Origin of the sequence: Eubacterium sp. AM05-23 (genome assembly GCF_003477535.1) — a bacterium.
GTDB lineage: Bacteria > Bacillota > Clostridia > Eubacteriales > Eubacteriaceae > Eubacterium > Eubacterium maltosivorans.
Window position 1 is genome coordinate 222,112 of record NZ_QUDF01000006.1, and the last position, 14,438, is coordinate 236,549.

Here is a 14,438-nt window from a genome sequence, read left to right on the forward strand (position 1 = left end):
TCTAATGCAGATACAATGCTATCGGCCCGGTAAGGACACCATTCTTGACCATCTGCACAATGGCGACGTCCCCTGAAAAAATACCATAATATAATACGACGGCGATCACAATCACAGCAATCACCAGTCCAATGACCAGACCAATGGCAAGCCCTGCCACTCTATTGGCGGTGCCGATAACAGGCACGCGGTTCATTCCCTTTCCAATATGGCGGATAATGCCAAAGGCCGCGCTGCACAACAGCAGCAGAATCAGAAATACAAATCCATTTGCAATCTGATAAATGACCGGCTGAAGTGCCTGATTAACCGCCTGGGCGGCTGCCGCACTGCCGGACAGCGCCGATGTGTCGGTAATGCCCGACAAAAAGTCAAGTCCTGCGATTCCCTGAAGATTTGTAAGCGCCTCACTTCCATACTGCCCCACAGCGTTTATGACATTTTGAGTGATGGCATCATTAATAAAATTTTTGACAGGCTCTACATTGAGCAGCCAGTTTGTTACCGGTGCTGAAAAAATCCTGGCTATGACAAAAGATGCAATAAATCCCGCCAGACCAATGAGCGTATTTATTGCACCTTTTATATAACCGATCATTCCAACCCCGATCACCAGCACAATGCAGATGATGTCAAGAGTTGTCATATTCATATTTATTTCCTTTTGTTTTTATCATTCTGAGACATCAGCTTACGGATATGTTCCAGCTCTGCTGTGATATCCTGTGTTTCTGATTTTTCTCTGTCAAGCACGTTATCTTTTTCACGTGGCGCTCTTCCCGGCTGCTTCGCTGCCTTAAGGCCTCTTTGGGTTTCAGCTATGGCGCGGTTAACTGCTTCAGTATCAATTTCATCGATCAGGCCTTTTTCCACATGATCCAGAATTTCTTCTGTTTCTCCAGAAGGGCCAGCAGCATCAGCCATCTTGTCCTCAAGATTTTCCCGCTTACGCCGTTCTGCTTCTTCAAGCATTTCATCGGTTATGACGGAAAAAGCTTCGGTATAAATAATCTGCGGCTGATCATCGTCATCGCCAAATGGATCTTTTGGGTCAGCCTTTTTAGGCTGCTGCTTTGGCGGTACTTTTTTCTTTGGTTTCTGCGGCGCTGCCTGCTGGCTGGCTGCGGGTCTTCTTTTTTTATTATATGGCTCAATGACCTTTTCAACACTGATCTGTTCTTTTTCTTTTTCACGTCTTTCCGCACGCTCGCGCAGCTTTTTACGTCTCCCTGAGCCCATGGCAATACCAATACTCTGGAAAACAACAACCAGTATCAGGCAGATAACAAAGTACACAATAATGGGAATGGCTGAGCCGACAAAGTGATAGATTAATCCATAGGGCAAATACCAGAAAATCGTCGGTGCCACCAGAAAGGTGAACTCATTCCAGGCGCTGGTGAAGTTTGTTCCAGGCGCTGCGTAAATCACAACAGTGGATACGATGGTAAAGACCAGTATGGGCAGAAGACTAAAAAATATGTATTTTGCATAGCTCCCATCCTGGTGACTTGCCGGATTTCTGAACAAAAACCAGTTCAGGAATATCCAGTAAACTGCTGTTATCACCAACTCGATGGCGCCAAACCAGAGCTTATAGTTGCCATCATTTCCTATAAGATCTAGAACATTTTTCAATATCAGAACAAGCACGATATAAATCAGGTTGCCGAGCAGCGCTGTCTCTATCGGGCTCATCCTTTTTTTAATGTGATAATTATTCTGATTCATCATTACTCCCGTCATTTTCATATCCCAAAAGGTCCAGAATACGGTTCAGATCTTCTGTAGAATAGTACTCCATCTCGATCTTCCCTTTATCCTTTTTCCCGGAGATTTTTACTTTGGTGGCAAATTTCTGCTTTAATCCATCCTCCACTGCGGTAATATACGGATTTTTTTCAGACTTTACCTTCTCCTCCTTCGGAGGATTCTTCAGCAGCTTCACCTTTCTTTCGGTTTCACGTACGCTGAGTTTTTTATCAATAATCTCTTCACACAGTGCTTCCATCTGCTTCTGATCTTCCAGTGACAAAAGAGCTCTTGCATGGCCTGAACTGATATGGTCGTCAAGAACTTCTTGCCGCACCTTATCCGGAAGATTCAAAAGCCGCATAGTGTTGGTAATAGCCGCCCGGCTTTTACCGATACGGATACCGATCTCACCCTGTGTCAGATTGAAATGCTCCATAAGCGCGCCATAGGCCTCGGCTTCCTCGATAGCATTCAGATCCTCTCGCTGAACATTTTCGATGAGTGCAAGCTCCATAACATCTTTTGCCGGCAGGTCTTTCACAATAACCGGAACCTCTTTCAGCCCAGCCATGGTTGCTGCCCGCCAGCGGCGCTCCCCTGCAATAATGGTATAGCCGTTATTTTCCGGCCTTACCACCAATGGCTGAAGAATACCATGCTCCTTAATGGAAGCGGCCAGTTCTTCCAGTTTTTCCCGATTAAATTTTTTACGGGGTTGGTCGGCATTTGGTCTTATCTTATTGATCTGGAGAAAAAAGACCAGCTTTCCGGCATTATCAGCATCACTGTTGTCAATGCTCATAAAGCTTTCATCGGGAATTAATGCCTTCAAACCCTTTCCTAATCCTCTGCTTTTCGCCATGATCTATTCCTGCCTTTTTATAAACTCTTGTGAAAATTCTGAATAGGCCTGAGAACCTTTTGAGTTGATCGCATATTCAAAAATTGTCTGACCATAGCTCGGCGCTTCCGCCAGCCGGACATTTCTGGGAATATAGGTATTATACACTTTGTCCTTGAAATATTCCTTTACTTCATCCACAACCTGAAGCGAAAGATTGGTACGGCCGTCGTACATGGTCATTAAAACGCCCTCAATTTCCAGCTTGGGGTTTAGCCCTTTTTTTACAAGCCCGACGGTATTCATCAGCTGACCAACCCCCTCCAGCGCATAGAACTCACACTGGATCGGTATCAAGACTGAATCGGAGGCTGCCAGAGCATTGATGGTTAAAAGCCCCAGGGACGGCGGACAGTCAATGAAAATAAAATCATAAAAATCCTGAACACTCTCAAGGCTGTGTTTTAATCTCAGCTCACGCTGACTCATGTTTGTCAGTTCAATTTCACTTCCCGCCAGTTCAAGATTAGATGGGAGGATGTGAAGGTTTTTGTACGAGGTTGTCAGGATAATCTCTTTGGGATCATCCCCGACAATGAGCGCGTCATAAATACTTTTTTCCAGCTCATTTTTATTGATGCCGAAGCCACTGCTTGTATTCCCCTGGGGATCGGTATCAACGGTCAGTACTTTATAATTCATCATGCTTAACGCAGTGGTGAGATTCATGGTTGTCGTTGTCTTTCCGACACCACCCTTTTGATTAAAAATCGCAATAGTTTTTGCCATATCAGGGTCCTTTCCAATATGTTTCACGTGAAACATACATAATCTCGGCACAGTTTGTACTCTAATATTATAATAAACAACAGACTGGTTTGTCCATTTTTTATTGGTATCTTAATTATTTTTTTGCATAAAAATGCTTCTTCATCGTGAAGAAGCAAAATGTTTTTTAATTCTGTTACTCCCTACTTCGGAATAATAATTTTTATTTCGACGCAGTCTTCCCGCTCGATTTCTTTATACTCTGCCGTGTTACGGCTTTCCTTAACAGCCTTAAATGCAGTCTTGATTGTGTTGATATAGATCTGAGCGTTGATAAAAGATTTGACCCTGGCCTTTTTTTCCGGCGTCAGCTTTTCATCATAATTATTTGTCAGGACATCCTTACGGATTTTCTCAACCAATTCCTCGGTTTTTTTGACGGTCATATCTTTTTTGACGACCTGTTTTAAAACTTCTTCCTGAAGCTCTGTATCCGGGATTCTCAAAAGAGCTCGAGCGTGCCGCTCTGTCAAATTGTTTTCAGTCAATGTATCGATAATGGATGGATCCAGCTTTAAAAGGCGAATTTTATTCGCGACGAAGGACTGGGATTTTCCAAGAAGCTCGGCAATGCGGTCCTGCGTTAAATTATAATATTCCATGAGCTGCCGGTAGCTTTCAGCCTCCTCAAAATAAGTCAGGTCTTCACGCTGAACATTTTCCATAATCGCGATCAAAGCGGAATCCTGATCAGACATTTCCACAATGATGGCTGGGATGGTTCCCTCCCCTGCTACCTTGCTGGCTCTCAGCCGACGTTCACCAGAAACCAGTTCATAAAACTCATCACTGATCTTCCGAACCTGGATGGGCTGAATGATACCAAAGGATTTAATGGATTCCGCCAGCTCGGTAATAGCAGAATCCTCAAAATGTTTTCTTGGTTGATTTGGATTTGGAAGGATTTTATCAACTGGTATCTGTTCAACATTTGATTCAATAATACTCTTCATTTGATTATCTCCTACATGTGTTTCATATGACATGTTTCACGTGAAACATCTTAACCCGGAAAAGGTTCCTTTTTAATTTTACCAAAGGATCTGGGAAACTTCTCCGGTGTGATTTTAACTTTGTCAATTAATATTATAACATGAACCAAGTCGCTTTGCAGTAACAAACAGGATTCTATTCCGGTTATTTTTCCGCCAAGGACCTTAATCGCCTTTTCTCCATCATCCATCTCATCCAGGTAGTTTTTTCCTTTAAGGGCAATAAACTGGCCTCCCTTTTTCACCAATGGCAGACACAGCTCCGAAAGCAAACATAGGTTCGCCACCGCCCGGGACACAATACAGTCATAGCTTTCCCGGTAGGCAGGATCTCTTCCAAATTCCTCCGCTCTGCCGTGAAGAAATTCCACGTTTCTTATTCCTATCTCGGCACAGATATTTTCAATGAGCTTCAGCTTCTTACCCGTAGCGTCCATCATGGTGATTTCCGCTTCTGGAAGCATAATCGCAAGGGGCACTCCTGGAAAACCACCGCCAGTGCCTACATCTAAAATTGATTTCGCATCGTGGTGAATAAATCGAAGACAGGTGAGCGAGTCGATTAGATGTTTTTCAATAAACTCATCCTCATCCGTAATCCGTGTGACATTGATCTTTTCATTCATAACGAGCAGTTTTTCCATATAAAGGACCATCAGACGGCTTTGCGTTTCGTCAATGTCAATTCCGCATTTTTCACCGGCAGCGATCAGCTTTTCAACATTATTCATTTTTATCTCCCTCTGCCGGCGCCTGTCTTCGGTTTTGTTCCAGATAAATGAGCAGGACCGATAAATCCGCCGGGGATACGCCAGAAATACGTGAAGCCTGTCCCATGGATTTTGGCTGAATGTCTGTCAGCTTTTCAACCGCTTCAAGTCGAAGCCCGCCGATGCCGCTATAGTCAATATTTTCTGGTATGAGCTTTTTTTCCATTTTCTTAAACTGCTCGACCTGGGCAATTTGTTTTTTTATGTAACCGTCATATTTAATCTGGACTTCTACCTGCTCGCACACAGCGTCAGAAAGAACCGGACGCTCAGGGTCAAGCTCGGCGGTATTGGCATATCCCACCTCTGGGCGGCGGATAAGCTCTGCCAGGGTTACGCCGCTTTTAATGGGTGAACTTCCAATACCTTCGAGTACCTTGTTTGTATGTTCACCGGGTTTAATAGTTAACTGGGTTAACCTTTCCTTTTCCCGCTCAACCGCTGCTTTTTTTTGCAAAAATGCCGAATAGCGTTCATCTGAGATCAGTCCAATCTCATAGCCAATGGGTGTTAACCGCAAGTCAGCATTATCCTGACGTAAAAGCAATCGATACTCTGAGCGGGAAGTCATCATGCGGTAGGGCTCTTCTGTTCCCTTGGTGATAATATCGTCAATCAAAACGCCAATATATGCCTGCGAGCGGTCAAGAATAACCGGCTCCTTTCCCTCGATGGCGCGCACAGCATTAACACCGGCGATAAGTCCCTGGGCCGCAGCTTCCTCATAACCGGACGTCCCGTTAATCTGCCCCCCGAAGAAAAGACCTTTAATATCTTTAGATTCCAGGCTGGCCTTTAACCGGGTGGGATAGATACAATCATACTCGATGGCGTAAGCTGAACGCATAAACTCGACATTCTCCATTCCAGGGACCGTGCGGTAAAGAGCGATCTGAACATCCTCAGGAAGGCAGGAGGACATGCCCTGCACATAAACCTCGCTGGTGTTCAGCCCCTCAGGCTCCATAAAAATCTGATGCTTGGGTTTATCGGCAAAACGCATAACCTTGGTCTCAATGGACGGGCAGTAGCGCGGACCGACCCCGACGACATCCCCAGTATACAGCGGAGAGCGCTCCATATTTTCATTGATAATCCGGTGGGTTTCCTCGTTGGTGTAGGTCAGGTAGCAGGGTACCTGGTCAATTTCAATTTTCTCCGTCTCAAAGGAAAACGGAACGATTTTTTCATCACCGTTCTGAATCTGCATTTTAGAGTAATCCACAGTTTTTCCGTCTACTCTGGCAGGCGTGCCTGTTTTAAAACGCTGCAGTTCAATGCCCTGTTTAAGAAGACTGTCTGACAGCTGCATGGCAGGAAAAAGACCGTTTGGTCCGCCGTCGTACTGAACCTCTCCAATAAAAATCTTCCCTTTAAGGTAAGTACCGGTACAGATCACGCAGGCCTTGCATTGATAAACGGCTCCGGTCTGCACCTCTACTCCGGTAATGCTTCCGTCTTCCACAATAATACGGGTAGCCTCCTGCTGCTTTAACAGCAGATGCTCTTGATTCTCGATCACTTCCTTCATCCGGAACTGATAAGCCTTTTTATCCGCCTGCGCCCGTAAAGAATGGACTGCCGGACCTTTACCTGTGTTCAGCATCCGGCACTGGATCATGGTAGCGTCAATATTTTTACCCATCTCGCCGCCCAGAGCATCGATCTCACGTACAAGATGCCCTTTACCCGTTCCGCCGATGGATGGGTTGCAGGGCATCATGGCAACAGAATCCAGATTGATGGTTAATAATAAGGTTTCAAAGCCCAGACGCGCAGCCGCCAGAGCTGCTTCGGCGCCGGCGTGTCCGGCGCCGATGACAACCACGTCAAAGCTTCCTCCCTGATAGTTCATGGTATTCCTCTACTTTCCAATACAAAAATTCTTGAATATCTGATTGACAATATCCGAACCTACCGAACGTCCGGTAATTTCACGGATCTTTTCAAGCCCGTCCTTGATATCAATAGAGACAAGCTCAAGCGGCATTCCCATATCGATGGTTACAAGAGCGTTTTTAAGACAGGTCATGGCCTCCTCCAGCAGATGGACGTGACGCACATTATTGACGATATAATCTGCCTCCTGATCCACAGAACCGCCCATAACCATTTCGAGCATCTTATCCTTGAGCACCTCGATGCCCTCATCTTCTTTTAAGGACAGCGGCAGCCACCCTTCAGGAATATCCCGGCCCTCTATCCTACTGTCTGTTTTATTGGCGATAAAAAGGGTTTTTGACGGGTCCAGCTCCTCGATAAGCGTTTTTTCCTCATCGGAGAAGGGACGGCTGAGGTCTGTCATAAACAGCACCAGATTCGTATTTTTAATGAGCTGGCGCGATTTTTCCACACCGATCTGCTCAACCAGGTTATCCGTCTCACGGATACCGGCGGTGTCGATAATTTTAAATGGAATGCCGCCGATATTGATATATTCCTCAATAATATCCCGGGTTGTTCCAGGAATCTCTGTAACAATGGCTTTGTTTTCCATCAAAAGCGTATTGAGCAGGGAGGACTTTCCAACATTGGGCTCTCCAAGAATCGCAGTGGTAATCCCCTCGCGATAGATTTTTCCGGTCTCGGACGCTTTGAGCAGCGCATCCACCATGTCCATGGCCTGATGGATGTGGTCATTCAGATAGGCGGTGGTCACCTCCTCAATATCGTATTCTGGATAATCTATGTTGGCCTCCACATTTGCCATGACATCAATGAGCAATGCGTCGATGGCGTCCAGACGCTGCGAAAGCTTTCCTTCAAGCTGACCAACGGAATACTCCAGGCTCTTTTCAGTTTTGGCCGAAATAATATCCATGACGGCTTCGGCCTGGGCTAAATCCAGCCGTCCGTTTAAAAAGGCGCGCTTGGTAAACTCACCCGGCTCTGCCAGACGCGCGCCTGATCGGATAACCGCGTCCAAAATTTTTTTTAGCGACACAATGCCCCCGTGGCAGTTGATCTCCACCACATCCTCGGCGGTGTAGGAAAAGGGGCCTTTCATTTTTGAGACCAGAACCTCGTCGATGATCTTTCCATTCTCAGGCTCAAGGATATTGCCGTAAAGCAGCTTGTGCGATTCTGCGTCCTCCACAGTTTTACCAGCATGATTTACAAAAAGCCGGGTGACAATGGACACCGCTTCCGGTCCGCTGACGCGTATAATGCCAATGCCCGCACCGCCAAGCCCAGTGGCAACCGCTGCGATGGTATCTTCATTTAATAATGCTTCGTTCATTTTTATTTCCTTTACTCATTTTAACAATTAACAATAAATAATTTCAAAAATTGTTCATTGGTAATGGCTAATGAGGGTCTTAATTCAGAAAAAACACTTTAATTCTATGAGAATCAAAGTGTTTTTCCCTAACATTATAGCATAGTTTTTTAAATAAACCTATAACAGGACAAGCATACCTTACTTATCCTTTAGCTGAATAACGACATGGCGGTAAGGCTCATCACCCTCGCTGAAGGTAAAAACCTTATCGCTGTTCTGAAGCTTTGCGTGGATGATTCGTCTTTCAGACGGATTCATGGGCTCCAGTGACATTTTCTTTCCGTAACGCACAGCTTTTGAGGCCATTTTTTCAGCCAGCGCTTCCAAAGTTTTCTGGCGCTTGCTGCGGTAATTTTCCGTATCCAGAACCACGCGGATATACTTTTCACCAGAACGGTTGACCACCAGGCTTACCAGATACTGAAGAGAATCCAGTGTCTGGCCTCGACGGCCAATCAAAATGCCCATATCCTTTCCCTCAAGCTCAACATGAAGCACATCGTCTTCCAAATGTGAGGTGATGGTACAGGGAATATTCATGGCATCCAGCATTTCGCCCAGAAAAACCTCCGCCTTTTTGCCTGCATTGTTTAAAACAGTGACCTCGACAACCGCTTCCTTTTTTCCAAAAATACCAAAAACGCCGGATTCCGGTACCTGAACGACGTTGGTTTCCACCTCGTCCAGCGTTACGCCCAATTCTTTTAAACCTGCATTAATGGCATCTTCAATGGTTTTTCCTTTACCAACTACCATTTTATTCATGATTCTTCTCCTTAGCAGATATCCTGACTCCGGCCAGGGACCAGAGCCTCATTCCCATAATCCTATTTGTTTTTTGGCTCTTCCACCGAAGCATCCCTTTCAGGAATTTTAGTGATGGTCTGGCGTTTTACCTTTTTACTGGAAGCCGGTCTTGTCAAAGGCTTTTTGTCGGTCGGCTCCTCCTTCTTTTTCACTGGCTTGCCGGACTGAGCCGCCATGGCTTCTGCTCTGGCTTCACTCTGCTGCTTGCGTTCTTCCTTTTTCTTTTTGATCTCTTCTCGTTTTGCTTCTTCAACACGTCTTTCAGCTTCACGAGGGTCGATCTTTTCAGCAGGCTTGCGCAGCATGATAAACTGCTGGACAAAGGTAAAGACGTTCTGAACAACCCAGTACAGCGCGACACCGGCCGGCATGCCAATGGCTGCGAAACCGATGAAAATCGGCATGATGTAAAGCATCATGTTCTGGGTTTTTTCAGCAGATGGATCCATGGTTCCCTTCTGTACAGACATGGTAAACTTCTGTGTAATAAAGGTAAAGACCACACAAAGAATTGGCAGAATGTACCATGGGTCCGGGTTCCCTAAATCAGGAATCCATAAAAACTGCTGGCTGATGGCTGAAACATCACCGTTTGTAAATACCCATTTCCCAGGATCTCTCAGAGCTCCAAACAAAGCGTAAATAATGGGCAGCTGGATCAGAAGCGGCAGACAGCCCGCCATCGGGCTGACATTATAAAGCTTGTACAGCTTCATGGTCTCCTGATTGAGCTTTTCTGGATTATTTTTATACTTTTTCTGCAGCTTCTGCAGTTCAGGCTGTAACGCCTGCATTTCTCTCATGGATTTTGTCTGCTTGATGTTCAGTGGTAAAATACAAAATTTTACCAGGATAGTAAACAGAATGACGGCCACGCCATAATTCTGAACAAGATTATAGATTTGAAACAGTACAAACCCAAATGCCTGATATAAAATATGCATGCAATAGCTCCTTTAAAATTTCCCCTGAGATTTTCAGGGGAGCGGATCATAGCCTCCCGGATGAAAGGGATGGCATTTTAAAATTCTTTTGGTACCGAGGAACAGTCCTTTAAAAATACCGTACTTTACTACGGCCTGGTAGCAATACTCTGAACAGGTTGGTAAAAATCGACACGAATGCGGCAGACAGGGCGAAATATAGCGCTGATAGCCTCGTATCAATTTTAAAATAAACCTTTTAATCATGATCCTGCCTCATAAGATTCTTCTTATAAAATAAATGCTTTAAAGATTTTTCGATAACCGGATATTTTTCATCTTTACAGCTGGCTTTGGCAATTAATACTAAATCATATCCCAGTGCAAACTGATTTTCATTAAGCCTGTAGGCTTCTTTGAGCTGTCTCCTGATACGGTTGCGCACAACCGCACGGTTGGAAACTTTTTTGCTCACTATGATACCCAGACGATTGGTATCTTTCCCATTTTTTAAATAATGCATCACAAGATTACGATTGCCAAAGACCTTCCCTTTTTGGTACACAAGCTTAAAGTCTTTCTGCTTTTTTAATGTACAAATTTTTGCCAAAAAGATTACTCCTGACATTGAGTTTTTACCCGATTTACAGGTAAGCCACAGTAAACAAAAGACCGTTCAAGAAGCTTAAACGGTCCATACAAGTCTATGCAGATAATTTTGCTCTACCTTTTGATCTTCTTTTCTTTAAAATCACGCGACCACTTGTGGTAGACATTCTTTTTCTGAAACCATGTTCTTTTTTACGTTGTCTTACTTTTGGTTGAAATGTTCTTTTCATTACGACACCCCCTGACTTTCCGATTTATCATCATTTAGTTTTCATAAGCATATTAGACTTTTACTTTAGGATTATATAATTTTGGCTCTCTGTTGTCAAGAAATTTTCTCAAAAAGGCATGTTTTCCTTTGTTTTTTTCATGGCATCTGTAATGGTATTTTTTGTTCTAAACTGGTAAAAACCCATTTTTTTATCCACAATCTCCTTTAATCTTATTGAATTATCCACAGGACTTTGTTATACTGTACTATACTGTTAATAAGTATCTAAACTTTTCCACAGCTTTCGTTTTTTGTTTATTAGTTTATGGATAAGCTGTGCACAATTTGATAAAAACTCTGAAACCGGCTTGTTTAGGCGGTTTTTCTTGCGGATAAATACTTATTTTTTTATTAACATTTGTGTTTACAATTAAAATAATTTAACACCTGTGCACAACTCTGTTTAACTTTTGTGCATAAAATCTTAATTAAACGACCCTAATACTCAAAAACAAATCGGAGGTTGACTTGTGGATGATTCAATTGTAAAAATCTGGGAGAAAGCGCTGAGCCTTATTAAGGAAGAGATGTCTGAGCTCAGCTACAATACCTGGTTTACGAATACAAAACCGCTGAAAATAATCGGCGGCACCTTTTATCTTATTTCAGATAATGATTTTGAACGCGGCATGCTTGAAACCCGCTACAAGGCTTTGATTACCAACGCACTAAGCCAGGTGATGGAACAGGAATGCAAAGTCCAGATCGTTTTATCCGAGAAGGAAGTGCCGGATATTGCTGAACAAAGCGCTCCCATGCCCAAAAACGAGGGAAACACCAAGACTTCAAACAACGGCGGCAGTATGAATCCCAAATATACCTTTGAAAAGTTCGTCATCGGTGAAAACAACCGATTTGCGCACGCTGCCTGCGTCGCTGTATCAGAAGCGCCTTCAGAACGCTACAATCCTCTGTTTATTTACGGGGGTGTTGGTCTTGGGAAAACCCATCTTATGCAGGCCATCGGGAATTATATTCTCTCCTATGCGCCCACCAAAAAAGTGGTTTATGTGTCCTGTGAAAAATTCACCAATGAATTCATCGACGCCATCCAGAACCAGAACAACATTGACTTCAGAAACAAATACCGCAACGTGGACATCCTGCTCATCGACGATATCCAGTTCCTTGCCGGCAAAGACGGAACACAGGAGGAATTTTTCCATACCTTCAATGCCCTTCACGAGGAAAACAAGCAGATTGTCATCAGCTCAGACCGCCCGCCAAAGGAAATTCCAAAGCTGGAAGAGCGCCTGCGCTCACGCTTTGAGATGGGTTTGATCACAGATATCTCCGCTCCGAACTTTGAAACGCGAATCGCCATCCTGCGTAAAAAAGCCGAATCCTATAAGGAAGAGATTCCAAACGATGTCCTCAGCTTTATCGCGGACAGCATACACTCAAATATCCGCGAACTGGAGGGGGCTTTAACCACAGTGGTCGCTTACTCCAAACTTCACGGCGAGCCCATCTGTCTGGAAACAGCCAAGGACGCCTTAAAGGATATCTTCAAAGCCAAGGAAAACATTGTCATCAACAGTACCTATATTAAGGAAATGACCGCCAAATACTTTAATGTCACCATTGAAGATATCGACTCCAAAAAAAGAACAAAGGCTATTTCCCTTCCCCGCCAGGTCGCCATGTACCTTACCCGCGATTTAACCGACCTTTCTCTTCCAAAGATCGGCGAAGAATTTGGCGGCCGTGACCACTCCACGGTCATCCACGCCTGTCAGAAGATCAACGAAGAAATGGAAGCCAACACAGATTTTAAAAACCTGATTATCCGCATACAAAAAGAAATTACAGGTAACTGACGCCGAGCCCAAATTTTTGCTCTGCGGAACGTCCTTTATCTGTTGTGGATAACCGGATTTTTCTCAACACGGAATACCTCGGCTTATCCACACCTTGTCCACTGTGAATAATCTCAAATTCCAGCAGTCTTTCGCTGTTTTCTGAGTTATCCACAGTCCGCACATCCCCTACTACTATTATTACTAAAATAAATACTTATATATTATTTAATATTCAGGGAAGCAGCCTTCCCAAAAGAGAGGTGCCTTTATGAAATTCAGCTGCTCACGCGACGCGCTTATCAACGCTTTATCCATTGCCCAGAAAGGGGTATCCAATAAAACCACCCTTCCTGTGCTTGAGGGAATCTTGTTTCAGGTATACAATAATCAATTAGTCTTAACTTCTACCGATTTGGAAATCGGCGTTCAAACCAGTATTCCAGCCAATGTAGACATGGATGGTGAGATTATTTTATCATCCAATTTGATCACAGAAGTGATCCGAAAATTATCGGGAGAAGAGGTTTTTTTCCAAAAAGACGACTCAAACCAGGTAAAAATCGAATGTCTTCTGTCAAACTTTACCATTAAGGGATTCCCCACCGATGAGTTTCCAGAATTTCCGGAAGTCATTGAGGAGCACAGTTTTGTCATTGAAGCAGGCGTTCTGAAAGAAATGATCCGTGGCACCATCTTTTCAGTGGCTGTCAGCGAAAATATTCCAGTGCTCACTGGTCTTAAAATGGAAATTGAAAATGAGGCTATCAGCTTAATCGCTCTGGACGGCTATCGTCTTTCTCTGAAAAAAGGCAAGCTTAAAGAGCCCATTGACGGCAGCATTTCGGTCATTATCCCGGGAAAGAGCATGAATGAGCTTAACAAGCTGTTATCCGGCTATAATGAAAATGTTATTGTGAAATTTTCAAAAACCCAGATTTTCTTTGAAATGGGCAATACCCAGTTCACTTCCCGTCTGCTGGAGGGTGAGTTCATCAATTATAAGCACATCATCCCAACAGAAAAGGCTGCTCAAGTCAAGGTTTCCAGAAAGCTTTTGCTGGAGAGCAGCGAGCGCGCTGCCCTTTTGGCGAGAGAGGGTAAAAACAACCTGATTAAAATGGATTTTAACATTGATCAGTTGATTTTGACCTCCAATGCTGAAATCGGGGATGTCTTTGAAGTGATTCCCATTGAAAATCAGGGCGATCCCATCAAAATCGCTTTTAACTCTAAATTTTTCATCGACGCGCTGAAGGTTATTGACCGGGATGAGATGAGTATTGAACTGACTACCTCTGTCGGACCGGCGGTTATCGTGCCCGCAGACGGTTCAGATGAATTTATTTACCTGATTCTGCCAGTCCGGATCGCTGAGGAAGCCTGAGTTTTTTTATCTCAGAGAAAAACCTGTATTATCATTAAGAAAAATCATGATTTTAAAGGATTTGTTTACAAATCCTTTTTTATTTGTGGTATACTATCCTATGTATGCGATTTTTATTGCTGTTTTTCGAGCGTATTTCCAATTTTAAGGGGAAAACGCTCGAAAAACTATTT

16 protein-coding genes are annotated in these 14,438 nt (G+C 44.0%); 2 read left to right on the forward strand and 14 right to left on the reverse strand.

The window, feature by feature from the left end:
- Window position 1: 1 nt before the first annotated feature.
- The 13 genes from DW091_RS10350 to rpmH all read right to left on the reverse strand — a co-directional run bounded on the left by DW091_RS10350 (window position 2) and on the right by rpmH (window position 11,038).
- Window positions 2-652 (reverse strand): CvpA family protein, encoded by a 651-nt coding sequence (locus DW091_RS10350; protein ID WP_058696304.1) that lies wholly within the window; start codon window positions 650-652, stop codon window positions 2-4.
- Between the two features lie 2 nt (window positions 653-654).
- Window positions 655-1,731 (reverse strand): hypothetical protein, encoded by a 1,077-nt coding sequence (locus DW091_RS10355; RefSeq protein WP_074616398.1) that lies wholly within the window; start codon window positions 1,729-1,731, stop codon window positions 655-657.
- Window positions 1,718-2,617 (reverse strand): ParB/RepB/Spo0J family partition protein, encoded by a 900-nt coding sequence (locus DW091_RS10360; RefSeq protein WP_118518105.1) that lies wholly within the window; start codon window positions 2,615-2,617, stop codon window positions 1,718-1,720. The genes DW091_RS10355 and DW091_RS10360 overlap by 14 nt, the downstream gene beginning before the upstream one ends.
- Window positions 2,618-2,620: 3 nt before the next feature.
- The gene (locus DW091_RS10365; protein ID WP_082669426.1) at window positions 2,621-3,421 is read right to left on the reverse strand and encodes an AAA family ATPase; all 801 of its coding nucleotides are present in this window, start codon (window positions 3,419-3,421) and stop codon (window positions 2,621-2,623) included.
- A gap of 146 nt (window positions 3,422-3,567) precedes the next feature.
- A complete protein-coding gene (locus DW091_RS10370) occupies window positions 3,568-4,377 on the reverse strand; it encodes a ParB/RepB/Spo0J family partition protein (protein WP_074616396.1) in 810 nt (269 codons plus the stop codon).
- A gap of 50 nt (window positions 4,378-4,427) precedes the next feature.
- On the reverse strand, window positions 4,428-5,147 hold the full coding sequence (rsmG, locus tag DW091_RS10375; protein WP_074616395.1) for a 16S rRNA (guanine(527)-N(7))-methyltransferase RsmG: 720 nt from the start codon (window positions 5,145-5,147) through the stop codon (window positions 4,428-4,430).
- Entirely contained in the window at window positions 5,140-7,041 is a 1,902-nt protein-coding gene (mnmG, locus tag DW091_RS10380; protein WP_118518106.1) for a tRNA uridine-5-carboxymethylaminomethyl(34) synthesis enzyme MnmG, read from the reverse strand. The genes rsmG and mnmG overlap by 8 nt, the downstream gene beginning before the upstream one ends.
- A 9-nt stretch (window positions 7,042-7,050) precedes the next feature.
- Window positions 7,051-8,427, reverse strand: a complete 1,377-nt coding sequence (gene mnmE / locus DW091_RS10385; protein ID WP_058696310.1) for a tRNA uridine-5-carboxymethylaminomethyl(34) synthesis GTPase MnmE — start codon at window positions 8,425-8,427, stop codon at window positions 7,051-7,053.
- A 180-nt stretch (window positions 8,428-8,607) separates the two neighbouring features.
- On the reverse strand, window positions 8,608-9,234 hold the full coding sequence (gene jag / locus DW091_RS10390; RefSeq protein ID WP_038353309.1) for an RNA-binding cell elongation regulator Jag/EloR: 627 nt from the start codon (window positions 9,232-9,234) through the stop codon (window positions 8,608-8,610).
- Window positions 9,235-9,296: 62 nt separating this feature from the next.
- On the reverse strand, window positions 9,297-10,220 hold the full coding sequence (locus tag DW091_RS10395) for a YidC/Oxa1 family membrane protein insertase (RefSeq protein WP_058696311.1): 924 nt from the start codon (window positions 10,218-10,220) through the stop codon (window positions 9,297-9,299).
- Window positions 10,221-10,253: 33 nt separating this feature from the next.
- The gene (yidD, locus tag DW091_RS10400; RefSeq protein ID WP_074616391.1) at window positions 10,254-10,466 is read right to left on the reverse strand and encodes a membrane protein insertion efficiency factor YidD; all 213 of its coding nucleotides are present in this window, start codon (window positions 10,464-10,466) and stop codon (window positions 10,254-10,256) included.
- Window positions 10,459-10,809, reverse strand: a complete 351-nt coding sequence (rnpA, locus tag DW091_RS10405; RefSeq protein ID WP_224168776.1) for a ribonuclease P protein component — start codon at window positions 10,807-10,809, stop codon at window positions 10,459-10,461. Before rnpA ends, yidD begins: the two co-directional genes overlap by 8 nt.
- Window positions 10,810-10,903: 94 nt before the next feature.
- Entirely contained in the window at window positions 10,904-11,038 is a 135-nt protein-coding gene (rpmH, locus tag DW091_RS10410) for a 50S ribosomal protein L34 (protein ID WP_013378361.1), read from the reverse strand.
- Window positions 11,039-11,549: 511 nt separating this feature from the next.
- Here rpmH and dnaA point away from each other — a divergent pair.
- A complete protein-coding gene (gene dnaA, locus DW091_RS10415; RefSeq protein ID WP_074616390.1) occupies window positions 11,550-12,899 on the forward strand; it encodes a chromosomal replication initiator protein DnaA in 1,350 nt (449 codons plus the stop codon).
- Here dnaA and DW091_RS20135 read toward each other — a convergent pair.
- Window positions 12,886-13,053 (reverse strand): hypothetical protein, encoded by a 168-nt coding sequence (locus tag DW091_RS20135; RefSeq protein ID WP_158577868.1) that lies wholly within the window; start codon window positions 13,051-13,053, stop codon window positions 12,886-12,888. The genes dnaA and DW091_RS20135 overlap by 14 nt on opposite strands.
- A 96-nt stretch (window positions 13,054-13,149) precedes the next feature.
- On the opposite strand from DW091_RS20135, the gene dnaN reads away from it, so the two are divergent.
- Window positions 13,150-14,265, forward strand: coding sequence for a DNA polymerase III subunit beta (gene dnaN / locus DW091_RS10420; protein WP_074616389.1), 1,116 nt, complete (start codon window positions 13,150-13,152; stop codon window positions 14,263-14,265).
- Window positions 14,266-14,438: the final 173 nt, after the last annotated feature.